Source organism: Prochlorococcus sp. G4PB16, assembly GCF_059772465.1.
This window is the reverse complement of sequence record NZ_CM186289.1, coordinates 696,105-720,785: the sequence shown is the minus strand read 5'-3', so window position 1 is coordinate 720,785 and position 24,681 is coordinate 696,105. Positions and strand designations below refer to the sequence as shown.

The window sequence follows — 24,681 nt, the reverse complement described above, 5'->3', positions numbered from 1 at the left end:
CCAAGCTGTATGTTTTTAATTCAGCTTTTAAATGATACTGAAAAAAAGATTTCAAGCTACTACCGAAAGAGAATTTTTGCATATTCAGTCCTTTTCTTTATTACTACAGATTTTATTCCTTTAATATATTCTGCAATCAATAATTTTTCTAATGATCCATTTTTAGCGCGTGACAAAGTTATTGGATCATTGCCTTGGATGATTCTTATTATTAAGGGGCTTCAAGAAGGTTTTAAGTTAGATAAATCAGATCGTGGATTCTTTTATTCGCTCTGGGAACCTTTCTCAGCAGAATCAGAAAAAATAAATAATAGAAGAAAGAATACTAAAATAAATCATAATAATATTAATTCTAAGGAAAAAAACAAAGCTTATGATCCTCCTTCTTCATTAAACTTCTTATCTGATAAACAATCTAATTCGCTTTTAATGAAAGAGACTATGAAGAAATATAAGGAGGACGAGTTTGATTCATTTGATATAGAATCTGGCTCTGAAGTATTGGAAAGAGTAGAATTTATATTGAGTGAATCCTATAAGAATGATTTTTCTGATATTCATATTGAACCAAATGAATATAATTACAAAATACGTGTAAGAAAAGATGGAATACTTCAAAATTTTATAAATATAAAAAGCAAAGAAGGACTGCAATTAGTTGCCAGCTTAAAGAATTTAGCGGATATGGATGTATCTGAAAAAAGGGCTAGTCAGGATGGGAAAATTTATAAAAAATACAAAAATAAAAAACTTGAATTTAGATGTTCGACTGTTCCAGTAAGAAATGGAGAGTCTATGGTCTTAAGACTCTTAAAAAGTCATTCGTCTTCGTTAGACTTAAATACTTTAATTGATTTTTCATATGTAAGGAACTCTTTTAGGGATTTAATTAGCTTAAAAAATGGAATTATTATTGTTTCTGGCCCGACAGGCTCAGGCAAGTCTACTACTCTAGCAGCTGCTTTGAGAGAGATAGACAATGGAGAGAATAAAATAGTTACAGCTGAAGATCCAATTGAATATGATTTAGGTGGAGATATTGTTCAAACACAAGTTAATAAATCTAAAAATCAGACATTTTCATATCTTCTGAGAACATTCATGAGACATGATCCTGATGTTATTTTGATTGGAGAAACTCGCGATCCAGAGACTGCAAATGCCTCTATGGATGCATCAGAAACAGGACACCTCGTTTTTACAACTTTACACTCAAATAGTGCTGCAAGTTCGTTAACTAGATTGTTAGATATGGAAGTACCAAAGTACAAGTTAAATACTTCAGTTAGGGGTGTTCTAGCCCAAAGACTAGTGAGGCGTGTTTGCAATTCCTGTAGTGAATTACGAGAAATAACGCAAGAAGATTCAAATAAAACTGGTATTAAAAGTAATACACTAATTAGATATGCCTCTGTTATTTCAGAAGAAGAAAGAAATACAAATAATACTGTACACTGTAAGGAATGCTTGGGGCTAGGCTATAAAGGAAGATTAGGAATATATGAATTGCTAATTATCAATAGAAACATAAAGAATGCAATTGCAAAGGGAATGACGGATCTGGAAATACAAGATATTGCAATAGCAGATGGAATGATAACTTTAAGAGAGTATGGAAAACAACTAATATATAAACAATTAACTACGATTTCAGAGCTTGAAAGAGTTTGCAAAATATAAAGTATTATTTATAATATTTTATATGATAAAAGAGAATATTTGTAGAAATATTTGTATTTGAATTAGTATTATTTTATTTATTGAGCTTTCATTATTTTTTTGTATGTAATTGATATGATTAACATGAAAACAAGGAGTCTTTATTTAATGTCGAGGAATTAATTGATCCTAAAGTTTCTAGGCAATTTTAATAGGACTATGTTTTTATCCTATTCTAACTTTTGAAAACATAAAGTTAAATTTCTAGACATGAAGATCTAGTTAATCAAATATTTCACTAACCAAGCAAAAATGATTGTCGTTACGAATTTCTTATTGATAAAAGATGTAGCTCTGTTCAGAAGAATTCTTACTTTTTGAAAAAGATCCTTATAATAGGAAAAATAAAAAAAGATGAAAGGTAAAAAGAAGTCTCAGCTGAACATCAAGATTGATCCTAAGCTACTAATGAAACTAAAGTCTGAGTCAATTAAGAGTGGAAAAACACTAACGGCTTTTATTACTGAGTTATTAGAAGAAAGTTCAACAAAAGCGACGGAACATATTGAATTACTTGAACAAAGACTTTTAAGAGTTGAAGAAAAACTCAATTTAATAGAATCTTTATCGTTTGATGAAGAGCAAGATTTAAATCAAAGTGAGACTATCTTTTCTGATAGTGGAGCAAAGAAATATGGTGAGATTGCTAAAGAATTATTTGAGTTATATCGGAAAGAAAAAAACCTTTCTTTGAAAGATGCTTTCGCAGAATTATCTATTTGTCTTACTCATTACGATAGTCAACCTGAACTAGTCTTTGAAATCCTCTCGGGAAATCATGAGTTAACAGGTTTAGAAATGACACATGCCTATAGGAATGGATCTTGTGGAATGAGAAGTGCTTTATCTGAGTGGACTAACAGCTCTTTAGAACCATTGAATGAAGCTTTTCTAAAAGCTGTTGAGGTTAAAAATCTTGTATGAATAAAGATTGATCTTGTGCTGCAAGTTTTTCGCTTTGCTTGCGTTGTCTTAATTGAAGCCTAACCTTATTTTCCGCTCTAGTCGATTGTTATTCCTGGCTTTAATGATGTTTTATAACTTCCACAAAAAAAAGCTGCAAATAACTTGCAGCTTTTTTTTGTGGATGTTGATCTATTTGAATTAAACCAATCTCAAACGATTTAAATTTTAAATAAATAAAGCTGAAGCCACACCAGCAACTGCTATTACTATTCCACCCCATTTTATTACAGGCTGATCCTTGTCATAGGTATTTGAAACAAGAATTGCAGCGAGAAGGATTTCTACAAGGTTCTCATTAATCATGGGTCGAAGCCATTGTTGTAGTTGTTGCTACTTTTTCTAGCTGATATTTGTTGAATGGGCAACAAATATTAAGCACTTATTTGAATAATCCTCCAATACAATCAAAGCTCTCGAATATTTTTCTCGTGCGCATGTTGATATCTTGGCGCGGATATCGAGAAACTTAAAAAAGGATAATTTCATCTTTCTAATGGTCTAACACTGAAATTTGCTTGTAATTGATTGGTATAAATGGATCTGTTGGGGTTTTTCTAAAGTCTGGAAGCTTTCATTTCTACGATCCCAAGTGGTTTAATGAACTCTAGTCTATTTTTATTCTAACTTTTGTTTGGATATTATCTGGCTTGTAATTGATCTCTTTATCGCTTATCTGGATTCTTTAAATCTCTCATTAAGTAAATTTTACAATATAAGTCTATGTCTGAGTTTCTTCTTTCGCTTTAGATAAAACAATTTCTAAACGGAAAACCTCATGTATGCATAGATCCTCTGGATAATTAGATTTTTCATTATTGAACTGCTTCATGTCTTTCTTTTTAGAAAAGAGCTGATTCCGAAGCCTTTTCGTTCAACTTTTGTTCTTTTTGTTTGTCATAGGTCTAGTCAAGATTTTTTCTTTTCATAATCTAGATTTAAGATTGTTCAATTTATATTTGAAAGCAAGTATAGTAAAATAAAGAATATTTAGTAGAGCCTTTGACGAGCTTTATTAACCTTTTGTTTGAATATGAATATTAAAAACGAAAGTAATAATACTAATAATAATCAATATGAGAAATTAATAATATTTCCTATCCCATTTGGTTTAGATGAGATTAATGAGATCCATGATTATGCAACTAATATACCTTCTGAACCTTCTAAAGAAGAAATAATTATTAAAGCATTTAAATTTCATTCTCAAGGATGTATTTCAGAAGCAATCAAGTATTATAAGTGTTTTGTTAATCAAGGTTTTAAAGATCACAGAGTCTTTTCTAATTATGGAGTAATATTGAAACAAATGGGAAAATATAAAGAAGCAGAAGTTTTTCAACGTAAGGCTATTGAAATTAAATTTGATTTTGCTGAGGCTCATTCAAATTTAGGAATAACATTAATAGATCTTGGGAATTTAATTGAAGCAGAGATATCGATACGTAAAGCAATTGAATTCAAGCCGGATTATCCAGAGGCTCATTATAATCTTGGAACAACATTAATTAGAATGGGGAATTTAGTTGAAGCAGAGATATCGATGCGTAAAGCAATTGAACTTAAGCCTGATTACCCAGAGGCATATAATAATCTTGGAACGATCTTAAAAGATCTAGGCAAATTTAAAGAAGCAAATTTATCAATACGCAAAGCTATTAAACTTAAACCTGACTATATAGATGCTTACTTAAATCTAGGAATTATGCTGCGGGAGTTGGGAGATTTCAAAGAAGCTTTGAAATGCTCTCAAAGAATTATTGAGCTTAAACCATGGTCTATCAACGGATCATATACTTTTAATTATAAGACGAAATCGAACTGATATCATAATCTAGGAGTTTACGGAATTCAAACAAAATATTATTATTATTATTATCCTTTGAGTTTAATTCTTTTAAAATAATTTTTCTAGTCGAAATATTTAATTCAATAATTCTTAAGAATAATTCTTTACTAATATTAGCATTATCTATTCTTCTAATTAACTCATTAAAATAATTTACGGGTAATTTCTGATTGTTAATATCGGAAATAGGTAATCCTTCTATTATAATTTTATTTCCAGATCTTTCTATTTTCATAGAGTCATCACTAATATCATTACCTTTACAAAAAATATTAACACCTTTCCCTTTGATATTGATATTGAAAGGTATCGAGAAAACTATCGTTTCTTTACAAAAAAAACCATAGGTGAAAAAACGACTTAATGAACTTTTAGGACTATAATTATGAGTTATTTCAGTATTTAATGGAGGATAATTTGGTGTACTAATTCCTTCTTTACGCACTATAAAAGGCAATGAAATCACCTCGTGATTTACAAGTTCCAAAACTGGACAAATCATTGAGGATTTTCGAAATTTAAATGCTCGAGCATCAAGAAATTGCTTTAAAATTACATCACTCCAGTGCCCTTCATGTCTTTTACTTATGTCCACAATCGAATATTGTTTTAATAATCTCTTTAAATCTGGATGGAAGAGATTTAATCCTTTTTCGAACAATTCTGTTTCCTCCTTTCCACCTTCTCCCCACGAGAAATTATCTTGGTAGTAGCTAAAAAAGCTCTTTACATCTTGATTATATTTATCATGTTTTTTGATTCTTAATTTGTTGTCATCCAAATAAATATCATCTTTATTTATCATAAGAGTATAGGGAGTATAAATCTTTGATTTTCTTTGTGAATTGATAGGAAAAATACCTCTTCCATTTGCACCGTTCTTTTGGCATACATTATCGGCTACTCCTCCATGCTTACGAAACTCGGAAATTAGATTATTCCACTTTGTATCCATCAAAAAGATCTTAATTTTTTCAAATCATTATAAGTCTGATGTTCAGCCTAAACTTTGTAAATAGTTTTTTTTGACAGTAACTAAATAATTAACATGAAAGAGTTCGTAGGAATAGAGCTAAATATAATTTAATTTATATTTTTTTCAAGTTTTCTGGAGAATTGTTATGATCGGAATGAAAAAGCATTAAAACTTAAAACATGAAAGGTTTTGGTGAGCATCATAAATCTAACGAGAAAAAAGCTAGTAATAAAACCAGTTCAATAAATGAAGCAATAACATTCCCTGTCGCATTATCTATAGACAAATTAAACGAGGATATTTCTATTTCTACTAATACATCTTTCCTAACTTCTAAAGAACAAATAATTACCCAAGCATACATTTTTCATAATCAAGGAAACATTTCAGAAGCAAAAAAATATTATGAATATGTCATAAGTCAAGGTTTTAGTGATCCAAAAGTTTTTTTTAATTATGCAACTCTTTTAAAAAGTCTTGGCAAATTACACGAAGCCGAATTATCAACGCGCAAATCAATTGAACTAAATCCTGATTTTGCTTTTGCTCATGCCAACCTTGGAAATATTTTGAGTGACCTTGGAAAGTGGCAGGAAGCAGAATTATCACAAAGGAGAGCTGTTGAATTAAATCCTTATCTGGCAGAAGCACATTCTAATCTTGGAAACACTTTAAGAGAGCTTGGAAGATTAAAGGAAGCTGAAATGTCACTACTAAATGCAATTAAATTAAAACCTGATCTCGCTTTTGCTCATTTTAATCTTGGTTTAGTATTGAGAGATTTTGGTAAATCAATAGAAGCAGAAATATCGCTTCATAAAGCAATTAAACTAAATCCTCAATGTGCAAAGTCATATTCCACTCTTGGAAGCATACTTTTAGAACTTGGAAAATTCGAAGAAGCAGAGCTTATATTGCAAAAAGCTATTATAATCAATCCAGATTTGACTGAAATATATTACTCTCTTTCAAAACTAAAAAAAACTTTTCATAATAAGATATGGCTAGATAATCTTTTTTCTGCAGAATTTTTAAAAAACAAATCACAAGTCAAAAAGATAGATATATATTTTGCAAGAGCAAATATTCTGCACAAGAAAAAAATTTTTGAAGAAAGCTCTAGATATCTTAAATTGGCTAATAAATTAAAAAATGATCTTAACCCATCTAAATCAGATATTAGATTTAATAAATCTAAATTATTACTTATTGAATCAGATAAAAGAGATATAAATCTACTAGAAGAAACTCAATCTCCTACGAGCATTTTCATTGTTGGTATGCCAAGAAGTGGATCCACATTATTGGAATCTATTCTAAGTAGAAACTCTAATGTTAATGATTTGGGGGAGATTAATTTACTTGAGGAGTCTTTCCTCGAACATAAGAAAATCAATCAAAAACTAACTCTTGCTGAATTATATTGGAATAAAGTTAAGAATCATAAGAGTGAATTAACTATCACAACTAATAAATGGTTATACAATTATCAATACACAGGTATTATCGCTAAGGAAATACCTAACGCTAAAATAATTCATTGTTATAGAAATCCTTTAGATAATATTCTTTCACTCTATCGGACACATTTTACTAAGGCCAACGATTACTCCTCTTCCTTAACTGAATGCGCAAGAGTTTACTTGGATCAAGATAAAATAATGACTGAATACAAAAATAGGTATAGATCAAAAATATATGACTTAAATTATGATTTGCTTGTAAATAATTCATCTGATGAAATTAAATCTTTAATCGATTGGTTGGATTGGGAGTGGAATGAGGCCTATTTATCTCCTCATCTAAACCCTCGTTCGGTTTCAACAGCAAGTAGTGTTCAAGTGCGGTCACCGATTAATCCAAAATCCATAGGTGGATGGAAGAACTATAAAGATATGCTTCGTCCCGCGATTGAAATTTTGAAAAAAACTGATAAATATCATAATGTAGATTTAATTTGAAGATAGATATAATTATTAATTTTGGTATTAAATTCTCTTTTTTTTATTAATTACTAAGCCTTTTTGATTATAAACACTTTTAAAGTTTTATTCGACTATACCAAACTAGTTTATGCTAATTTATGGCACTTTGTATTTTTATTTACCCGACCTTTTAACTTTTGATTCATATTCTATTTAGTTATTTAGTGAGATATTATAGTATTAACAACCTAAGAAATGTATAGGTCTTTTATAGTAATCAATTGAATTAATTAAAGAGAGAGTTGAGTACATACCGAGGAATCTTTTTACAGCCTGGACATCTGGAAGAATACTCAGTGAGCGAGTTGCCTCTTTTTGGGTTTAGCAATATTGGGAATGGAAACTTGTAGAGGTGTTGGGATGCCAGTCGTTTTGTTGGTTGATATGAATTCATGAATGAAGCTCCTGAAAGTATGAGCTTGATGCATTAAATAGTTTCCATCTCTGGCTTGGGTTGGACATGTCTTGGTCCGAGTGGCTATGAACTGATTGATCATAATTATTTTTCTTGGCTTTATCTTCTAAGTCAGAACAAGTAGTGCCAGTGAGAGGAACTTTATAGGACCTCTTAATTTAAAAAGTGGGCTAGATTGGAATATTGAAATTATTTGATTCAAGCAGCGACTAGCTGCTGATACTAGTAAATATAGATTAAGTTTGACAGAATACTATCTAAACTATTACTTCTAGTAGATATAGATTATGTTTGGTAAATACTATTTAAACTATTACTTCTAGTAGATATAGATTATGTTTGGTAAATACTATTTAAACTATTACTTCTAGTAGATATAGATTATGTTTGGTAAATACTATTTAAACTATTACTTCTAGTAGATATAGATTATGTTTGGTAAATACTATTTAAACTATTACTTCTAGTAGATATAGATTATGTTTGATAAATACTATTTAAACTACTACTTCTAGCAATATAGATAAGTATGGAGCTGTTGATTGTTAATCGGTTTTAAAGTATTTACTGATTTTTATCTTGTTATTATTAAAGAATTGATTATAGTTAGGCTAGTCATAGATAGACAGAATGACTAAAAGTCAATTTAATATTAAAATATCAAAAGAGTTATTGATTAAGGTTAAACGTCAAGCGATGAGGTCGGGCAAAAGCCTTACTGAGCACATTACTGATTTAGTTACTAACTCCTTGTCTAATGATGATTTGCAAAATTCTGAATCTGATGGGTTAAACAAGATTCAGGAGATTGAGAAAAGATTAATTTCTCTTGAATCAATAGTAAAAAATAGGGAATATTTAAGTCAAAATTTAAAACCATTTAGCAATTCAGAAGCCATTAATTGTACAAAATTTATGAGAGCTCTTTTTGATAAAGAATTCGAAAAAGGAAACTTTGAAAATAAAGACCAGGCCTTTGACGATTTATTTAAGGTGATACAAATTTACGATCAATTAAGTAAGTCTTTTACTGATCGTTTGAGAGAAATAATGCTTAGCGATAATCCACCACCTTGGACAGGGAAAGAACTTAATGAATTGACTGGGAGTGATAAATGTAATTGTGCAATTAGAAAAGGTTTAATTATGTGGACTGGAAAATTAGATTGTCCTTCTCAACAGGAAATATGTGATAGAGGAGAAGAACTACTTTCTTTAATTTAAAAGATTTAAACACTTTTGATAAGTTTCTCACTTATCTCCCACAATCTTTTTCTTGAAGTTTGATTTAGCGCTTTAGGCGCATTTCTACATATCTTTGGGAACCCTCTGAAGTTGAACTTAGGACCATATTGTTCTCCTCCTTTGGCGCTAGATAATGTGGCGGCTGTTATTTGAGGTAGTGCACCCATTTTCGCGCTTTGAAACATGGGATCCATCAATTTATAAGCAAGTTCTTCTTGCCATGATTGATTAGCCTCAACCGATTTGGGTTGTAAATTTGTACGTGCAAATCCAGGATGAGCAAGTAGTGAAGATGTTTTTGAATTGCTCTCTTTAAGTTTTGAATTCAATTCCAAACCAAACATTACATTTGCAAGTTTGCTTTGCGCATATGAAGCCCAACGATCGTATTTAATATTTCCATTTAGATCGTCCCATTGAATTTTTCCAAAATATTGAACACCCGAGGTTACGGTGACAACCCTGGAGTTGATTTTTTCTTCAAGCATTGGTAATAATTCCAAGGTTAAACTCATATGAGCAAGATGATTAACCGCAAACTGTATTTCGAAACCTTGTTTACTAAAAGTCTTTGGCGGGGCCATTATTCCAGCATTATTTATTAGAACATCTAAGTTATCAAATTTTTTCCTGATATAATTAGTAAATTTCTTAACGTTTTTCAAATCGGATAAATCTAATTTAACTATTTCAATCTTTCCAGAGTAATCGTATTTCAAAAGTTTTTGTTTAGCTTCCTCTCCTTTAAGTAAGTCTCTGCAACACATAATTACTGTTGCCCCACGTCCTAGAAGGAATTTTGATGTTTCATAGCCAAGACCGCTATTCGCTCCAGTTATCAAGAATAATCTCCCACTTTGCATATTAATTTCATTCAAATTGAACATCGCTTGTTTAAACATATCAATTTACTATAGTTTTATTTCGTTCTATTTGTGGTAATTATGCTTTTTGTATTTATCATTAAATTTGTAAAATGCATTTTTAAATTTATAAAATCCTGAATTCGCATATTTCCAATAAATAAGATCTTCATCTCTATATATAAAATTAATCTTGGTTTTATTGTGATTTGCATATTTATTTATTAAATCTAAATTGTAACCAACGCCAGGATAAATGACATCTACACAATGATAATTATTCAAAAATATATCTATTTCATTCGATTTTAATACAGCTGAGTTAGGGATCAATTTGTTTACGTTTTTGATTAAACTTTCTTTGTACTGACTTACTTTCTCACTTAGATCAAATCCATAATTAACTACTCCATTGAAAATAATATAAACTTTTAAGTATGAATTAAATAGCTTTGATCTACCGCTAATATTCATATCATTGTCAAACATAATTAGAATATCACTTTTTTTGGAGTTTGCTTTGATTGGTAGTTTGTTTTGTTTATGTATTTTGGTTTTGATTGAATTCATTTTGTTAGACAGTCTTATTGGCATATTTCCGAAGCGATCTAAGGTGTATTTATTGATGTTTTCTTTAGTTGCTAGATAGGGCCTTTTATTTGTATGTATGCCTGCCACCCATCTCCAACTTAATGTGTTTGATGAAGCATCGCCATCTAATAAGTGTCTCATAAAAAGTCTTGCTCCTAATTGCCATGGTAGTTTTAAAGTGAATATCCATATACTTGCAAACCACATCCTTGAGTGATTATGTAAATAGTTATTTTCTCGAAGTTCTTCTACCCATGTATCGAAACAATCTATACCTGTTTTAGCATCCATCGCAGATATAAATAAGTCTGAATGATTTGACTTTTCTTCGAAATTTATATATTCAAACCATATTGATTTATGACTTTCAAGATAACCCTTCCAGTAGATTCTCCATAGGATTTCATCAATAAACTTTTTTTTCTTATCAAACTTTTTTAATTTTTCAAGTATTTCGTATTCGTAAAGAATTCTATGAGTTGTATATTTAGAAATCTGAGAAACATTAGTCCTATTATCTATGCCGTAATCGTAATTTCTTAGATGATGGTATGAATCAAGGTGATTGATAATAAATCTATCTAATACATTGTTGGCCTCTTCGAAAATATTCATTGAGTGTTGATTTTTAAAGTTGACTAATTATTGCAGTTTCTTTAAAGCTTTTATGGCTTCTTTTATATGGGCTGGACCATTTAGTAGATCCTCAAATATATGTTTTATTTTGCCTTTGGAGTCTATTATAAAAGTTACTCTTCCTTCAATAAATCCTAGCTTTTTTGGTACTCCAAATTGTTTTCTAAGATTATTATTTTGATCGCAAAGTAATGGATACTGAAGTTTATTTTTACTAGCAAATCCAAGATGGCTATGAGTATTACCATTGCTTACTCCCCACACCTCAGCTCCTAAAATTTTAAAAAGATCATATTTGTCTCTAAAGCCACAAACCTCAATAGTACAGCCGGGAGTATCGTCTTTTGGGTAAAAAAACAAAACCAAAGATTTGTTAAGTCCATTGGATGTTCTGATGTTTCCATTTTGATCTAATAATGAAAACGATGGAATTTGGTCACCAATTTTCAGCACACTGGGTCAAACTAAAAATGAATTATAATTAGTATTTTTTTTTGTGAGAGCTCTCTTTTACAGTAAGAACACTACCTAGAAAAAGATTGTAGAACCTTGCAGTTCTAATTTTGAGTTGAAATTTTTAAGTTAGTTTAGACAAAAAATCATAAGCTTTACGTCTGTGAGCCATTTTTTTATTAGGTTCCATTTTTTCAAGATTTCTTAGAATCATGGACAATCGATATTGGTCCTTGAACTTATTTTTATTGTCATCTATGAATGTCCAAAAAAGACTATCCCAAGTTGAACACCATTCTTCAGATTTATAGTTAGACATTTTTCGGATATAATTGGAACCTGAAATATATGGTTTAGTTGTAAACAGGCCTCCATCTGAAAATTGACTCATTCCATAAACATTGGGAACCATAACCCAATCGTATGCATCAATAAATAACTCCATAAACCATTTGTAGACTTGATTTGGGTGGAATCTGCATAGAAGCATTAAATTTCCAACTATCATTAGTCTTTCTATATGATGAGCATAACCGGTCTCTAAAATATTTTTTATTGAGTCATCTAAAGGCCTTATCCCTGTTTGACCAGTGTAAAAACTAGATGGAATTGGTTTATCCTCAAAATCCCAAAAGTTTCCATTTCGTAGTTCTAAACTATTACGTTTATACATTAATAGGATAAATTCACGCCAGCCAATAATTTGTCTAATAAATCCTTCATAGGAATTAATCCCAATATTATTGGATTGATAAAAATCTAAGGACTTATTTATTATTTGTCTGGGAGTGAGTAATCCTGAATTAATTAATGGAGAAAGAACACTATGCCAAAGTTTCCTATGGCTTGAGTGTATTGCATCTTCGTAATCTCCAAACAAATTTAATCTTTCAATTAAAAAACTATCTAACCATTCTTCCGCTTCTTTATGAGATGTAGGATAATTAAAGTTTTCATGAATTCCATAATATTCCCTGTGAATAGTAGAAATATCTTTCTTCGCTTTAGCTACAAACTTGTTTGTTTTTATATTTTTTATTATTGGTACATTGATTGACTTTGGTAATTTCTTTCTATTCACTTTGTCAAAACTCCATTCTCCGCCAGTTGGCGAACCATTTTTTTCAATAAGAATATTTAGTCTTTGTCTTTGACTCTTATAGAATTTCTGCATGCCAAATATCTTTTTTTGATTAAGGATTTCTTCAGATAAATCCTTGCATGTTAAAAACATTTCACTTTGTATTATTTCTAATTTGATATTATTTTTTAACGTGAAATCTTTTGTTCTTTTTTCTAGTGACCAATCAAATGCTTCATAAGTAATAAAATGATTAAAACCTTTTTCCAAAAGATAATTAAGATTGTCTTCAGTCCTTGATTCTCTTTTATGTTTTATATAAAGCACACTATGACCTTGTTTTATTAGTTCTTCTTCGTAATAGTCCATAGTCGCTTTATGGAAAATAATTTTTTGAGAATGAAATTTTTGTTTCCACTCACTATCAGAACCAAAAAATAGACTGTCTTGGATTAAGGCAATATATTTAATATCAAGAAATTGCTTTTTTATTCTAAATAATTGATTTGGAAAAATTAGGAATATTTTTCTCACTGTTTTGGCATAGGAAGAAATTTTACTTCTTGATAAGCATCTAAGAAGCTAATTATGTTGATTAAAAATAACTAAAAAATTTTTTTAATGCGAAGAATTTATTCAGAATAGCTAACTTCGTTTTTTCTTCTTCGGCATCTTTCAGAGCAATAAATGACATTCTCCCAGTTCTTAGACCATTTTTTCCTCCAAGAAAAATCTCTTTTGCACTTTGGGCATTTTTTTATCAGTTTAAATTTCACTTTTGGTTTGGTGATTTGAATCTTGTTTTCTGATTTGGGAACCCATGCTTTAACTTTCTTCCTGAAACTCTTCTCCTCCACATTTTGAATGAAGATGACTTTAAGCTCGCTCGCATTAACTGAATTACTTCTTTCTCTTTAAGATTGAATTGAAATTCGATCGCTTCGAAAGGAGTCCTATCTTCCCAAGCCATCTCTATAATGCGGTCAACCTCTGAAGTACTTAGATTTTTTATTAGCATTATCTATTGCAAAGTATAAATAATTTAGATGAAATTTGTGAAAATGTAAGTACGTAAATCCCTAAGATTTTATCAGATTTATAAAAAAGAAATCCCTACCAGTTTGTTTTTGGTGTATGAAATGAATTATTTTTCCTCACACTCAAGGTTTATTTTTGTTATGACATGTTCTGTTGATAGGAATTGAAGTCGAAGTTCGTTTCTCTGTCAACACTGGAAGAGTGCTTGCACTCTTCCAGTAATCAAAAAACCTCCTAACAGTTAAGCATTACTTATCAATTCGATTAGTTTAAATCATTAAACTTATAACCTCAAAGTTTTAACTAATTAATTACTATTTCAAAGTTAAGTTTTACTTATATACGGGTATAAAATGATATTTAATTATTAATCATTGGCGTTTTTTCTATGTTTTAGATAGTTAAAAAGTCTACTAACTTGTAGTGTGGAAAAAATATATTCCCCCCTGATTTCATATGCAGACCTATGGAAATCCAGATGTTACCTACGGGTGGTGGGCTGGTAATTCAAGGGTTACTAACCGCGCTGGAAAGTTTATTGCAGCTCATGCAGGTCATACGGGCTTAATTTCATTTGCTGCGGGAGCGAGCACTCTTTGGGAGTTAGCAAGGTTTGATCCTTCCATAGCTATGGGGCATCAAAGTTCTATCTTCCTTGCTCATCTTGCATCTATTGGAATTGGATTTGATGATGCAGGTGTTTGGACTGGAGCCAATGTTGCTTCAGTAGCAATAGTCCATATAATTGCTTCTCTTGTTTATGCGGGAGGAGCTCTTTCTCACTCTCTACTATTTGATGGGGATTTGGCTGATGGGCCAGGACCTACTACTCAAAAATTTAAGCTTGAATGGGACAACCCTGATAATTTGACATTTATTTTGGGTCATCATCTTATTTTCTTTGGGGTGGCTTGTATTGCTTTTGTTGAATGGGCCAGAATTCACGGAATTTATGACCCAGCAATAGGAGCTGTTAGACAAGTTGAGTACAACCTTAATTTGACAAATATTTGGAATCATCAATTTGATTTCTTGGCTATTGATAATCTTGAAGACGTTTTGGGTGGCCATGCGTTTTTAGCATTTGTTGAGATAACAGGTGGTGCTTTCCATATCGCTACTAAGCAGGTTGGAGAATACACAGAATTTAAAGGAGCCAACATCCTCTCTGCGGAGGCAGTTTTATCTTTCTCATTGGCTGGTATTGGTTGGATGGCAATTGTCGCAGCTTTCTGGTGTTCAACCAATACAACTGTTTATCCAGAGGCTTGGTACGGAGAGCCTTTAGCTTTGAAATTTGGTATTTCTCCCTATTGGATTGATACTGTAGATGTAAGTGACAGTACTGCATTCGCAGGCCACACGACGCGAGCTGCCTTGACAAATGTCCATTATTATTTTGGTTTCTTCTTCTTGCAAGGTCATTTATGGCATGCAATCCGTGCATTAGGATTTGACTTCAGGAGAGTCACAAATGCTGTCGCTGGTTTAGATAGAGCTCAAATTACTTTAAACGACTAACTAATTTCAAATACTTAAATACTTCATAAAGCTCCGTAATTTTTGCGGGGCTTTTTTTTTTAAATTGACGGATATTAATCAAGGATTCTAGTTTTCCATCTGTCACTGCTTTTTAGGGAAAATCAATCAATAAACTCAACTCTTTTGTTAATTAGTTTTGTGCATTAAATAAAGACCTTTTACGATTTCAAGCAAATTTATTGCACTAAATGTAAGGTAGGACGAATTTCGACTTTAATTTCCTCAATTATGCAGTCCTACGGAAACCCAGACGTCACTTACGGGTGGTGGGTTGGTAATTCTGTCGTAACAAATAAGTCAAGCCGATTTATTGGCTCGCATGTTGCTCATACAGGATTGATTTGTTTCGCAGCTGGTGCAAACACACTTTGGGAGCTTGCTAGATACAACCCAGATATTCCAATGGGTCACCAAGGAATGGTGAGTATCCCACACCTTGCTTCTATTGGTATTGGATTTGATCCAACTGGAACAGTATTTGACGGCACATCAATTGCTTTTATTGGTGTATTCCATCTGATTTGTTCAATGGTTTATGCGGGTGCAGGTCTATTGCATTCTTTGATCTTTAGCGAAGACACTCAAAATAGTTCAGGTTTGTTTGCTGATGATCGTCCTGAACACCGTCAGGCAGCAAGATACAAGCTTGAATGGGATAATCCCGATAATCAGACTTTTATCCTTGGACACCATTTGATTTTCTTTGGTGTTGCATGTATATGGTTTGTTGAGTGGGCTCGAATTCATGGGATTTACGATCCTGCCTTAGGAGCTGTTCGACAAGTCGAATACAACCTTAACCTCACCAATATCTGGAACCATCAGTTTGATTTCTTGGCTATCGATAGTCTTGAGGATGTTATGGGTGGTCATGCATTCTTAGCATTTGTTGAGATCACAGGTGGAGCTTTCCATATCGCTACTAAGCAGGTTGGAGAATATACAGAATTCAAAGGAAAGAACATTCTTTCTGCTGAAGCGGTACTTTCATGGTCTCTTGCTGGTATTGGTTGGATGGCAATTATTGCTGCTTTCTGGTGTGCAACAAATACAACTGTTTATCCAGAAGCTTGGTATGGAGAAACATTAGCTCTTAAATTTGGTATATCTCCTTATTGGATTGATACTGCCGATATGACTGGAGTTGTTAGTGGCCATACTTCAAGAGCTTGGCTTACAAATGTTCATTACTACCTGGGCTTTTTCTTCATTCAAGGTCACCTTTGGCATGCAATACGTGCTCTCGGCTTTGATTTTAAGAAGGTTACTGATTCAATTAGTAATCTTGATAGCGCAAGGGTTACCCTTTCTGATTAATTATTGGTTTTTAAGATTCCAAAAAAAAGAGCCTCGTGTTAAGCGAGGCTCTTTTTTTGTGATGAAAAACTTTAATTAGTTTTTAACTTTCTTTAGTTTTTATAGTTTTCAGGCTTTGCCCAAGGATCAATTCTTTTTGAGTCATCAGAATAATAAAAGAATTGAGATGCTCCAAAAACTGCTCCTAATCCACATAGAGCAGCTGCCAAATTAAAACCACCTGATGGTTTGATTAAACCAATATCTGATGGGTGTGGAAGCTGAGTGGCGAAATCAAGAAGGTGAGAAAAATCAATCATTGAGTAAAAAAATTGTTTTTATTGATAACCCAGGTGGCCACTTAGCCAAACCCGTGTCTGAGGATATTACATTAATTTGAGAACTAACATTGAAAAACAAAATTTTCTTAGTCATTTAAAACCCTTTTGGTAGTGATTTCTTCTTAGGAGGGAGATCATCTTTGATGTCTTCTGCTTTGGACCTGTAATTTTTTTGAAAAAGGTAAAAAACCACTGCTAAAAGACAAACTCCGAGCAGAACAAACCAAATTATTGTTGCGATATACGGGAGTCCATGAAGGTCTTGCAGTTCAAGTTGTAAAGCAGATTTCATTTTTGATATTTAAATTTTTCTTGAGTATTTCCATGAAAACCTAGTTTAGTTGCGGGTTGAGCCAATTTGAAGAAAAAAAACTTTACTACTTCTGTATAAGACCTTATTACTAATAGTAGTTTTTGAATTGAGCTGCCTGTATGGTGTGCTCACCGTATTACGCCAAAAATCTTAAATCATGCAGACCTACGGAAACCCGGATGTCACCTATGGTTGGTGGGCTGGAAACGCTGGGGTTACTAACAAATCTGGTAAATTCATTGCTGCTCACATTGCTCATACTGGGCTAATAGCCTTTGCAGCAGGTGGAAGTACTCTATGGGAACTAGCAAGATATAACCCTGAGATCCCAATGGGACACCAGAGTTCTATCTTTCTTGCTCATTTAGCTTCAATTGGTATCGGCTTTGATGAGGCTGGTGCTTGGACAGGGGCAGGAGTTGCTTCTATTGCCATCGTGCATTTGGTTCTTTCCATGGTTTATGGAGCCGGTGGTTTATTGCATTCAGTGCTATTTGTTGGCGATATGCAAGATTCAGAGGTACCTCAAGCTAGAAAGTTCAAGCTTGAATGGGATAATCCCGATAATCAGACTTTTATCCTTGGTCACCATTTGCTTTTCTTTGGTGTTGCATGTATATGGTTTGTTGAGTGGGCTCGAATTCATGGGATTTACGATCCTGCCCTAGGAGCTGTTCGACAAGTCGAATACAACCTTAACTTGACCAATATCTGGAACCATCAGTTTGACTTCTTGGCTATCGATAGTCTTGAGGATGTTATGGGTGGTCATGCATTCTTAGCATTTGTTGAGATCACAGGTGGAGCTTTCCATATCGCTACTAAGCAAGTTGGAGAATACACCAAATTTAAAGGAGCTGGTCTTCTTTCAGCAGAATCAATTCTTTCTTTCTCTCTAGCAGGAATTGGTTGGATGGCTGTAGTTGCAGCTTTCTGGTGTGCACAGAATACAACTGTCTACCCAGAAGCTTGGTATGGAGAAGCTTTGATCTTGAAGTTTGGTGTTGCTCCTTATTGGATTGATAGTGTTGATCTTTCAGGAGGTCCAGCTTTCTTTGGCCATACAACTAGAGCAGCTTTGGCAAACGTTCATTATTACTTTGGATTCTTCTTCCTCCAAGGTCATCTGTGGCATGCTTTAAGGGCTATGGGATTTGACTTTAAGAAAATTCTAAAAGAACCTCTTCCTGCTCAACTTTATTGATTATTTAAAAAATTAATTTTTATGAGAGAGGATTAAATCCTCTCTTTTTTTTTGCAAATTTTTTATCTTCTAATTTTGAACGATTTTCAAAAAAAATTAATTGGTTTTACAAGTTGAAAATTTTTTGTCAAAGAATTCTTTAGATCTTGTGTCTTTAGCTTCTTGGAATGATTAGTCGAGAATTTCGCCTATTTAAATTAAGCTATAACTAGACTTTGGAAGATTTTTTCTATATCCTGGAGATAATACCGCAGCTTAAATAAAATCGTTTTTATTATTGAAATGGGCAAAAATAGTCAAACTAAATAACGACCTCTAACTATTTTGCACATATCATTTCAACAGCGTGTAATCTGCACGCATATTTCGCCTGTATCGCTTAAAAAATTATGCAGAGCTATGGAAATCCAGATGTTACCTATGATTGGTGGGCTGGTAATTCTGTGGTCACCAACCGCTCAGGCCGATTTATTTCCTCCCATATTGGGCATACAGGATTAATCGCATTTGCAGCTGGTGGAAGCACGCTTTGGGAACTTGCCCGCTATAACCCTGATATCCCAATGGGACATCAGAGTTCCTTGTTTTTGGCTCATTTAGCTTCAATTGGAATTGGTTTCAATGAAGCTGGCACTTGGACAGGAGTTGGAGTAGCTGCAATAGCTATTGTTCATTTAATCTTGTCAATGGTTTATGGAGGAGGAGCTCTTCTGCATGCCGTCTATTTTGATGCTGATTTAGAAGAAAGTGACGTTCCTCGCGCTAGAAAATTCAAACTTGAATGGGAAAACCCAGATAATCAAACTTTCATACTTGGACACCATTTGTTTTTCTTTGGTGTTGCATGTATATGGTTTGTTGAATGGGCAAGGATTCATGGCATATACGACCCAGCAATTGGAGCAGTCCGGCAAGTTAATTACAACTTGGATTTAACAATGATTTGGAATCGTCAATTTGATTTCATTGAAATTGATAGCCTTGAAGATGTTATGGGTGGTCATGCTTTCCTAGCCTTTGCTGAATTAACAGGAGCCACTATTCATATGGTTGCTGGTTCAACTCAGTGGGAAAATAAGAGATTAGGCGAGTGGAGTAAGTTTAAAGGTGCTGAATTGCTCTCTGCAGAAGCAGTTCTATCATGGTCTCTTGCTGGCATTGGCTGGATGGCAATTGTTGCTGCTTTCTGGGCCGCAACCAACACAACCGTATATCCAACAGAGTGGTTTGGTGAACCATTGAAATTACAGTTCTCTGTAGCTCCATATTGGGTTGATACTGGAGATCTTTCTGATTCGACAGCTTTCTTCGGACATTCAACCAGAGCAGCCTTAGTAAATGTTCACTATTACTTCGGTTTCTTCTTTTTGCAAGGTCATTTTTGGCATGCTCTTCGTGCTTTAGGATTTGACTTCAAGAAGGTTGCTGATGCTATTGGTAACAGTCAAGGAGCTACTGTTAGAGTTGAAGGCGCAGGTTTCAACGGTAGAGCACCAAGATAAATTTAATTTAGAACAAAAAAACACCTCCCTTTGGGGGGTATTTTTTTGTCTATTTTTTCTCTAAAAGGCCAATTTTATGTAAAAAATGAGAGAGACCTATAAAGACCTCTAACTATTCTGGTAAAAACAATTCTAAAAAGTGTAATGTAACCAAAATTTCGACTTTAATTCCTTAATTATGCAGACCTACGGAAACCCAGACGTCACCTACGGGTGGTGGGTTGGCAATTCTGTGGTGACCAATCGAGCTGGTCGATTCATAGGGTCACATATCGGACACACAGGCCTGATTTGCTTTGCAGCTGGTGGAAGCACCCTTTGGGAGCTTGCTCGCTACAACCCAGAGATACCAATGGGACATCAAAGTTCCATTTTTCTTGCTCATCTAGCATCTCTTGGCATTGGCTTTGATGAGGCTGGTGTATGGACAGGAGCTGGTGTAGCAACAATTGCTATTTTCCATTTGATTTTTTCAGCTGTATATGGAACGGCTGGATTGGCTCATTCACTCTTATTTGATCCGGACCTGAAAGATGGTCCTATCCCTACCACTAAGAAATTCAAACTAGAATGGGACAACCCAGATAATTTGACATTCATTCTTGGACATCATTTGATTTTCTTTGGGGTTGCAAATATATGGTTTGTTGAGTGGGCAAGATGGCATGGAATTTACGACCCAGCCCTAGGTGAAATCAGAACAATCTTCCCTGGATATGGTGATTTTGGAATGGTTTACGGGCATCAGTTCGACTTCCTAACCATTGACAGCCTTGAAGAAGTAATGAGCGGACATGCATTCTTGGCATTCGTTCAAATAAGTGGTGGTGCATGGCACATAGCTACAAAACAGCTGGGTGAATACACCGAATTCAAAGGCAAAGGATTGCTCTCTGCAGAAGCAGTTCTTTCATGGTCTCTTGCTGGTATTGGCTGGATGGCAATTGTTGCTGCATTCTGGTGTGCACAAAATACAACTGTTTATCCAATTGATTGGTATGGAGAACCTTTAGCTTTGAAATTTGGAATTTCTCCTTATTGGGTAGATACAGGAGATGTATCTGATAGCACTGCGTTTTTAGGCCATACAACTAGAGCAGCTTTGTCAAATGTTCACTATTACTTTGGATTCTTCTTTATTCAAGGTCATATTTGGCATGCTCTTAGAGCTATGGGATTTGATTTCCGTCGTGTTGTTGGATCAGTAGCTTCTTTAGCAACAACTGAGAGTTAGTAGATAGAAATTCAAATTTCAATAAAAAGGCCTCATCAAATTTGATGAGGCCTTTTTTTATTGAAAACATATCTAATTCACCATCAATCTCTTTTTGTATCAATATTCTCTTCATTAATTGAATCTTCAGGAGTGATTTTTATTTCGCTAGTTGGGAATATTTCAGGTTCAGAGGTAACTCCAGGTTCAGAGGTAACTATAGGTTCAGAGGTTACTTCAGGTTCAGATGTAACTATAGGTTCAGAGGTTACTTCAGATTCAGATGTAACTATAGGTTCAGATGTAACTTCAGGTTCAGATGTAACTTCAGGTTCAGATGTAACTACAGGTTCAGAGGTTACTACAGGTTCAGAGGTTACTTCAGGTTCAGAGGTTACTTCAGGTTCAGATGTAACTACAGGTTCAGAGGTTACTACAGGTTCAGAGGTTACTTCAGGTTCAGAGGTTACTACAGGTTCAGAGGTTACTTCAGGTTCAGAGGTTACTTCAGGTTCAGAGGTTACTTCAGGTTCAGAGGTTACTACAGGTTCAGAGGGAACATTAGCTTCTGAAATTACTTCAGGTTGCGACTCTGTTGCCTCATCTTTCAGCTGAGTCGGTTCTTGCTCTAATTTTGCTTGAAGTAACTCTTTAACTATCAAAAACAGCTTTTTAAAATTAGATAAGAGTTCTTTAATATTTTCATATATATCTTTGAGAATGGTTTTAATCTCCAAAGCTTTCTCTCCTTTATTGAAGAAAAGTAAGGCGGAAACTACTAATACTGAGATTAATATGAAAATAAATAGAGTAAGCATTTTTTTATCTGTTAGATATCATTAAGATCGCTCTTTATTCTTATGCTTTCAAGTGTTTATTTACAATGAACAACGAAGAGAGACATTCCATATTAAATTCAATCCCATCTGAGGAAATAGATTTCTTATGAATACAGTGAAGCTGACTATTTTTTTTTGATGGAGAATGCCCTTTTGTTAAAGAAAATTTGATTTCTTGGAATCAAAAAATCCAAAGGGACACCTAAAATTTATTTATATGAAAACCCCTAATTTTCTTAATATCCTAAATGCGGAATTATTTACAGACAAATGATGGAGAGAATCGATTCTTTAAAAAGTGATTGCTAAGTAATTAAGGATATTAAGGCTTTTCAAGAGGCTTACATTTTTATTGGTTTCGGTTGGATTTATCCCTAACACAACCCATTTTTGATTAATTTGTTGATTTTATTTAAGGGGCATTGACGAAACAGCGATTAAAAATATTTTCGACCTTGTTTAGAAAAGTTATTTTTTGAAAGGGCTTTTAAATTTTTTTGATCTTATTAATAATTAATTATATTTAATAAATTATTTTAGACTTAATTATAAAAGGCAATAAATTTACTACCCAAATGTTGAACCATTGAATCCCCAATTTGAGGCTTTAACGTCAATAAATTCAATATAAATCCTGTTCATATTTATGTTCGTATTAGATCCAATCAACTCGCATAAATCCTTGCTCATCGAGGAGGGGGTCAGTGAGCCAATTGATTTAATTTGGACAAAACAACATGGTTCGTCGGATCCAGCGAATGTCATTTTGTTATCTCTTTGGATCAACGTCATTACATAATTTTCAGATTTGCTCGTTAGCGCGGCAACCATTTTAGAAATACTCTTTTGGAGCAAATCTTCATTTTCTACAACACATTTGGCGGATGTATTGATTTGAATGAATGGCATGAGTGTATAAGTCTTTGAGAAATACTAATACTCGAATGGGAGCTTGAATTGTTAAAAATTAAAAAGATCCAAAGATCCAAAGATCCAAAGATCCAAAGATCCAAAGATCCAAAGATCCAAAGATCCAAAGATCCAAAGATCCAAAGATCTCAAATTCAAAGTTCTCAGTAAAAAAAAAATAAAATCTTAAAAAATTAGAAAGATCCTGTAAATTTTCCTGTTAGAGCCTCAATAATTTTATTTTCCTAGTAACTTAGTCGAACGTTATTCATAAAAATGAATCAGAATAATTTTCAAGCCATCGTTCAAGAAAGTGAAGAAGAGTCTCGTTCAAATGGTGAAACCTTATTGCTTGGAGGTGTTTTGATATTTTTTAATGTTTTTGTGATGTTATTCGTAGGGTTCTATTGGATGAACCCTGTAATGCACGAATTTATCTCTGGCAGACCTCTTTTGTGATTAGCATTAGATATCCCATTACATTAATTTGTCTTATCAATGTATATAAAGTTCTTTAATAGGAGAGATAATTGCACTATTCAGGTTGATTATCAACTTTACACATGAATTTTGATTTTCTTTTTTCAAAAACTATTAAATATGTGCTTAGCTTTTTAATCATATTTTTTAGCGTGAGTCCAGCATTTGCTGGTGCCAATGTGGCAGTTAAGGGTGAGGGGGACGAAGTCCCAAGCTACGTTCGATCTGACATAACTGGATTTAATTTTCATGGAGAAGATTTACATCTTTCTTCAATAGCGGGTGCAATGGCAAGAGATGCTGACTTTAGTGATGTTGATCTTCATGGAACAACCTTGACTTTGTCTGATCTCAAAGGTTCAAATCTTAACGGTATAGATCTTACTGATACTCTATCGGACAGGGTTAACTTCCAAAAAACAGATCTAAGAAATGCGGTTTTGATAAACATGATCGCATCAGGTAGCAGCTTTGCTGGTGCTCAAATTGAAGGGGCTGATTTCACATTTGCAATTCTTGACAGTGAAGATCAGAGAAATCTTTGTAAAATAGCTGATGGTGTTAATCCAACAACAGGCGTTTCTACTAGGGAAAGTCTTGAATGTGTAGGAGATAAAGAATCATATAAACCAGCCATGCCAGCTGCTTAATGCTTGCAATAGTACAAAAAAGATTTGTTATAAAAAAATAGAATTAGTTGCAATTTCTTTTTTATTGGTTTTCTTTAAAAAAGAGATTAAATTTATTGTGAAGAATTTTTGGCCACATCGATCCAAGGCAGAGGGGTTCTCAATTCAAAATCTTGCGCGTAAATATCGTTTAAAGATCTCGAGCGTCTCTTCTAAGCAAATATCAAATAAACTTCTAGACGATAAGAATGTAATATCTATAAAAGAAGAAAGTAAGAAGATCACGACGGTTAATCTATCTGTTAAAAGAATACATTGGGCGAATAGAGATTTTTCAGAGTATAAGGAGGCAGCTTAATTTTATTTTTTTGAAGGTTTTTTTGTGTCTTGTATATTTTTAGTAAGAGGAATTGTTGATAAAACAAAAGAGATGACAAACAATACTGTTATTCCAACAAGACTCCAAAAAGTTAGGTTAGATAGCTCTAATTCTCCAAATGAGACTGTTAGGTAAGAAATCAATGTTTAATTTGTCAAAAATTTTTCAATGAGATTTTAGCAATAATTATATTTTTTATAATTATTGTTATTCTTCTTTT

The 24,681-nt window shown here is 33.1% G+C and carries 25 protein-coding genes; 13 read left to right on the top strand and 12 right to left on the bottom strand.

The window, feature by feature from the left end; translation table 11 throughout:
• Positions 1-9: 9 nt before the first annotated feature.
• Both AC6EIZ_RS04450 and AC6EIZ_RS04445 read left to right on the top strand, forming a co-directional pair.
• Positions 10-1,680: a GspE/PulE family protein gene (locus AC6EIZ_RS04450; RefSeq protein ID WP_498512701.1), complete on the top strand. Its 1,671-nt coding sequence runs from the start codon at positions 10-12 to the stop codon at positions 1,678-1,680.
• A gap of 447 nt (positions 1,681-2,127) precedes the next feature.
• The gene (locus tag AC6EIZ_RS04445) at positions 2,128-2,643 is read left to right on the top strand and encodes a hypothetical protein (protein WP_498512700.1); all 516 of its coding nucleotides are present in this window, start codon (positions 2,128-2,130) and stop codon (positions 2,641-2,643) included.
• Between the two features lie 207 nt (positions 2,644-2,850).
• Here AC6EIZ_RS04445 and AC6EIZ_RS04440 read toward each other — a convergent pair whose 3' ends face one another.
• Positions 2,851-2,988 (bottom strand): hypothetical protein, encoded by a 138-nt coding sequence (locus tag AC6EIZ_RS04440; protein WP_498512698.1) that lies wholly within the window; start codon positions 2,986-2,988, stop codon positions 2,851-2,853.
• A 727-nt stretch (positions 2,989-3,715) separates the two neighbouring features.
• Between AC6EIZ_RS04440 and AC6EIZ_RS04435 the strand changes: the two genes are divergently transcribed.
• Positions 3,716-4,507 (top strand): tetratricopeptide repeat protein, encoded by a 792-nt coding sequence (locus tag AC6EIZ_RS04435; RefSeq protein ID WP_498512697.1) that lies wholly within the window; start codon positions 3,716-3,718, stop codon positions 4,505-4,507.
• Here the strand turns inward: AC6EIZ_RS04435 and AC6EIZ_RS04430 are convergent.
• Entirely contained in the window at positions 4,482-5,486 is a 1,005-nt protein-coding gene (locus AC6EIZ_RS04430) for a hypothetical protein (protein ID WP_498512695.1), read from the bottom strand. The genes AC6EIZ_RS04435 and AC6EIZ_RS04430 overlap by 26 nt on opposite strands.
• Positions 5,487-5,686: 200 nt before the next feature.
• Between AC6EIZ_RS04430 and AC6EIZ_RS04425 the strand changes: the two genes are divergently transcribed.
• Both AC6EIZ_RS04425 and AC6EIZ_RS04420 read left to right on the top strand, forming a co-directional pair.
• Positions 5,687-7,468 carry a tetratricopeptide repeat protein gene (locus tag AC6EIZ_RS04425; protein WP_498512694.1) on the top strand — a complete coding sequence of 594 codons (1,782 nt, stop codon included), beginning with the start codon at positions 5,687-5,689 and terminating at the stop codon, positions 7,466-7,468.
• Positions 7,469-8,537: 1,069 nt separating this feature from the next.
• Positions 8,538-9,131, top strand: coding sequence for a hypothetical protein (locus AC6EIZ_RS04420; protein WP_498512692.1), 594 nt, complete (start codon positions 8,538-8,540; stop codon positions 9,129-9,131).
• Between the two features lie 5 nt (positions 9,132-9,136).
• Here AC6EIZ_RS04420 and AC6EIZ_RS04415 read toward each other — a convergent pair whose 3' ends face one another.
• From AC6EIZ_RS04415 to AC6EIZ_RS04390, 6 genes are all read right to left on the bottom strand, one after another.
• Positions 9,137-10,039 (bottom strand): oxidoreductase, encoded by a 903-nt coding sequence (locus AC6EIZ_RS04415; protein WP_498513182.1) that lies wholly within the window; start codon positions 10,037-10,039, stop codon positions 9,137-9,139.
• Between the two features lie 42 nt (positions 10,040-10,081).
• Complete coding sequence (locus AC6EIZ_RS04410) at positions 10,082-11,221, bottom strand: FAD-binding domain-containing protein (protein ID WP_498512691.1); 1,140 nt, start codon at positions 11,219-11,221, stop codon at positions 10,082-10,084.
• Positions 11,222-11,248: 27 nt separating this feature from the next.
• On the bottom strand, positions 11,249-11,692 hold the full coding sequence (locus AC6EIZ_RS04405) for a peroxiredoxin (RefSeq protein ID WP_498513180.1): 444 nt from the start codon (positions 11,690-11,692) through the stop codon (positions 11,249-11,251).
• 127 nt (positions 11,693-11,819) lie between these two features.
• Positions 11,820-13,310 (bottom strand): cryptochrome/photolyase family protein, encoded by a 1,491-nt coding sequence (locus tag AC6EIZ_RS04400; protein ID WP_498512689.1) that lies wholly within the window; start codon positions 13,308-13,310, stop codon positions 11,820-11,822.
• Positions 13,311-13,408: 98 nt separating this feature from the next.
• On the bottom strand, positions 13,409-13,552 hold the full coding sequence (locus tag AC6EIZ_RS04395) for a DUF2256 domain-containing protein (protein ID WP_498512688.1): 144 nt from the start codon (positions 13,550-13,552) through the stop codon (positions 13,409-13,411).
• Positions 13,549-13,794 (bottom strand): TIGR03643 family protein, encoded by a 246-nt coding sequence (locus AC6EIZ_RS04390; protein WP_498512686.1) that lies wholly within the window; start codon positions 13,792-13,794, stop codon positions 13,549-13,551. The genes AC6EIZ_RS04395 and AC6EIZ_RS04390 overlap by 4 nt, the downstream gene beginning before the upstream one ends.
• 476 nt (positions 13,795-14,270) lie before the next feature.
• Between AC6EIZ_RS04390 and AC6EIZ_RS04385 the strand changes: the two genes are divergently transcribed.
• A complete protein-coding gene (locus tag AC6EIZ_RS04385; RefSeq protein ID WP_498512684.1) occupies positions 14,271-15,335 on the top strand; it encodes a chlorophyll a/b binding light-harvesting protein in 1,065 nt (354 codons plus the stop codon).
• A 249-nt stretch (positions 15,336-15,584) separates the two neighbouring features.
• Positions 15,585-16,673, top strand: a complete 1,089-nt coding sequence (locus tag AC6EIZ_RS04380; protein WP_498512682.1) for a chlorophyll a/b binding light-harvesting protein — start codon at positions 15,585-15,587, stop codon at positions 16,671-16,673.
• Between the two features lie 92 nt (positions 16,674-16,765).
• Here the strand turns inward: AC6EIZ_RS04380 and AC6EIZ_RS04375 are convergent, their stop codons facing one another.
• Positions 16,766-16,972, bottom strand: coding sequence for a hypothetical protein (locus AC6EIZ_RS04375; protein WP_498512680.1), 207 nt, complete (start codon positions 16,970-16,972; stop codon positions 16,766-16,768).
• 115 nt (positions 16,973-17,087) lie between these two features.
• The gene (locus AC6EIZ_RS04370) at positions 17,088-17,285 is read right to left on the bottom strand and encodes a hypothetical protein (protein WP_498512678.1); all 198 of its coding nucleotides are present in this window, start codon (positions 17,283-17,285) and stop codon (positions 17,088-17,090) included.
• 178 nt (positions 17,286-17,463) lie between these two features.
• Here AC6EIZ_RS04370 and AC6EIZ_RS04365 point away from each other — a divergent pair, with 178 nt between their 5' ends.
• The 3 genes from AC6EIZ_RS04365 to AC6EIZ_RS04355 all read left to right on the top strand — a co-directional run bounded on the left by AC6EIZ_RS04365 (position 17,464) and on the right by AC6EIZ_RS04355 (position 21,246).
• Positions 17,464-18,510 (top strand): chlorophyll a/b binding light-harvesting protein, encoded by a 1,047-nt coding sequence (locus tag AC6EIZ_RS04365; RefSeq protein ID WP_498512676.1) that lies wholly within the window; start codon positions 17,464-17,466, stop codon positions 18,508-18,510.
• 389 nt (positions 18,511-18,899) lie between these two features.
• The gene (locus tag AC6EIZ_RS04360) at positions 18,900-20,012 is read left to right on the top strand and encodes a chlorophyll a/b binding light-harvesting protein (protein ID WP_498512674.1); all 1,113 of its coding nucleotides are present in this window, start codon (positions 18,900-18,902) and stop codon (positions 20,010-20,012) included.
• A gap of 178 nt (positions 20,013-20,190) precedes the next feature.
• Positions 20,191-21,246 carry a chlorophyll a/b binding light-harvesting protein gene (locus tag AC6EIZ_RS04355; protein ID WP_498512672.1) on the top strand — a complete coding sequence of 352 codons (1,056 nt, stop codon included), beginning with the start codon at positions 20,191-20,193 and terminating at the stop codon, positions 21,244-21,246.
• An 83-nt stretch (positions 21,247-21,329) separates the two neighbouring features.
• Here the strand turns inward: AC6EIZ_RS04355 and AC6EIZ_RS04350 are convergent, their stop codons facing one another.
• Both AC6EIZ_RS04350 and AC6EIZ_RS04345 read right to left on the bottom strand, forming a co-directional pair.
• The gene (locus AC6EIZ_RS04350; RefSeq protein WP_498512670.1) at positions 21,330-22,043 is read right to left on the bottom strand and encodes a hypothetical protein; all 714 of its coding nucleotides are present in this window, start codon (positions 22,041-22,043) and stop codon (positions 21,330-21,332) included.
• Positions 22,044-22,631: 588 nt separating this feature from the next.
• Positions 22,632-22,973, bottom strand: coding sequence for a phenylpyruvate tautomerase MIF-related protein (locus AC6EIZ_RS04345; protein WP_498512668.1), 342 nt, complete (start codon positions 22,971-22,973; stop codon positions 22,632-22,634).
• Between the two features lie 276 nt (positions 22,974-23,249).
• Here AC6EIZ_RS04345 and AC6EIZ_RS04340 point away from each other — a divergent pair, with 276 nt between their 5' ends.
• The 3 genes from AC6EIZ_RS04340 to AC6EIZ_RS04330 all read left to right on the top strand — a co-directional run bounded on the left by AC6EIZ_RS04340 (position 23,250) and on the right by AC6EIZ_RS04330 (position 24,596).
• Entirely contained in the window at positions 23,250-23,432 is a 183-nt protein-coding gene (locus AC6EIZ_RS04340) for a hypothetical protein (RefSeq protein WP_498512666.1), read from the top strand.
• A gap of 104 nt (positions 23,433-23,536) precedes the next feature.
• Positions 23,537-24,103 carry a pentapeptide repeat-containing protein gene (locus tag AC6EIZ_RS04335; protein WP_498512664.1) on the top strand — a complete coding sequence of 189 codons (567 nt, stop codon included), beginning with the start codon at positions 23,537-23,539 and terminating at the stop codon, positions 24,101-24,103.
• A gap of 361 nt (positions 24,104-24,464) precedes the next feature.
• Positions 24,465-24,596, top strand: a complete 132-nt coding sequence (locus AC6EIZ_RS04330; RefSeq protein ID WP_498512663.1) for a hypothetical protein — start codon at positions 24,465-24,467, stop codon at positions 24,594-24,596.
• Positions 24,597-24,681: the final 85 nt, after the last annotated feature.

Bases quoted from the DNA above. Each gene is read 5' to 3' on its own strand.
- AC6EIZ_RS04380 (WP_498512682.1), top strand. From the start codon at position 15,585: ATGCAGTCCTACGGAAACCCAGACGTCACTTACGGGTGGTGGGTTGGT.
- AC6EIZ_RS04350 (WP_498512670.1), bottom strand. From the start codon at position 22,043: ATGCTTACTCTATTTATTTTCATATTAATCTCAGTATTAGTAGTTTCC.
- AC6EIZ_RS04390 (WP_498512686.1), bottom strand. From the start codon at position 13,794: ATGCTAATAAAAAATCTAAGTACTTCAGAGGTTGACCGCATTATAGAG.
- AC6EIZ_RS04360 (WP_498512674.1), top strand. From the start codon at position 18,900: ATGCAGAGCTATGGAAATCCAGATGTTACCTATGATTGGTGGGCTGGT.
- AC6EIZ_RS04385 (WP_498512684.1), top strand. From the start codon at position 14,271: ATGCAGACCTATGGAAATCCAGATGTTACCTACGGGTGGTGGGCTGGT.
- AC6EIZ_RS04410 (WP_498512691.1), bottom strand. From the start codon at position 11,221: ATGAATATTTTCGAAGAGGCCAACAATGTATTAGATAGATTTATTATC.
- AC6EIZ_RS04425 (WP_498512694.1), top strand. From the start codon at position 5,687: ATGAAAGGTTTTGGTGAGCATCATAAATCTAACGAGAAAAAAGCTAGT.
- AC6EIZ_RS04340 (WP_498512666.1), top strand. From the start codon at position 23,250: ATGAATCAGAATAATTTTCAAGCCATCGTTCAAGAAAGTGAAGAAGAG.
- AC6EIZ_RS04435 (WP_498512697.1), top strand. From the start codon at position 3,716: ATGAATATTAAAAACGAAAGTAATAATACTAATAATAATCAATATGAG.
- AC6EIZ_RS04440 (WP_498512698.1), bottom strand. From the start codon at position 2,988: ATGATTAATGAGAACCTTGTAGAAATCCTTCTCGCTGCAATTCTTGTT.
- AC6EIZ_RS04375 (WP_498512680.1), bottom strand. From the start codon at position 16,972: ATGATTGATTTTTCTCACCTTCTTGATTTCGCCACTCAGCTTCCACAC.
- AC6EIZ_RS04415 (WP_498513182.1), bottom strand. From the start codon at position 10,039: ATGTTCAATTTGAATGAAATTAATATGCAAAGTGGGAGATTATTCTTG.
- AC6EIZ_RS04420 (WP_498512692.1), top strand. From the start codon at position 8,538: ATGACTAAAAGTCAATTTAATATTAAAATATCAAAAGAGTTATTGATT.
- AC6EIZ_RS04345 (WP_498512668.1), bottom strand. From the start codon at position 22,973: ATGCCATTCATTCAAATCAATACATCCGCCAAATGTGTTGTAGAAAAT.
- AC6EIZ_RS04355 (WP_498512672.1), top strand. From the start codon at position 20,191: ATGCAGACCTACGGAAACCCAGACGTCACCTACGGGTGGTGGGTTGGC.
- AC6EIZ_RS04335 (WP_498512664.1), top strand. From the start codon at position 23,537: ATGAATTTTGATTTTCTTTTTTCAAAAACTATTAAATATGTGCTTAGC.
- AC6EIZ_RS04445 (WP_498512700.1), top strand. From the start codon at position 2,128: ATGAAACTAAAGTCTGAGTCAATTAAGAGTGGAAAAACACTAACGGCT.
- AC6EIZ_RS04430 (WP_498512695.1), bottom strand. From the start codon at position 5,486: ATGGATACAAAGTGGAATAATCTAATTTCCGAGTTTCGTAAGCATGGA.
- AC6EIZ_RS04370 (WP_498512678.1), bottom strand. From the start codon at position 17,285: ATGAAATCTGCTTTACAACTTGAACTGCAAGACCTTCATGGACTCCCG.
- AC6EIZ_RS04450 (WP_498512701.1), top strand. From the start codon at position 10: ATGTTTTTAATTCAGCTTTTAAATGATACTGAAAAAAAGATTTCAAGC.
- AC6EIZ_RS04365 (WP_498512676.1), top strand. From the start codon at position 17,464: ATGCAGACCTACGGAAACCCGGATGTCACCTATGGTTGGTGGGCTGGA.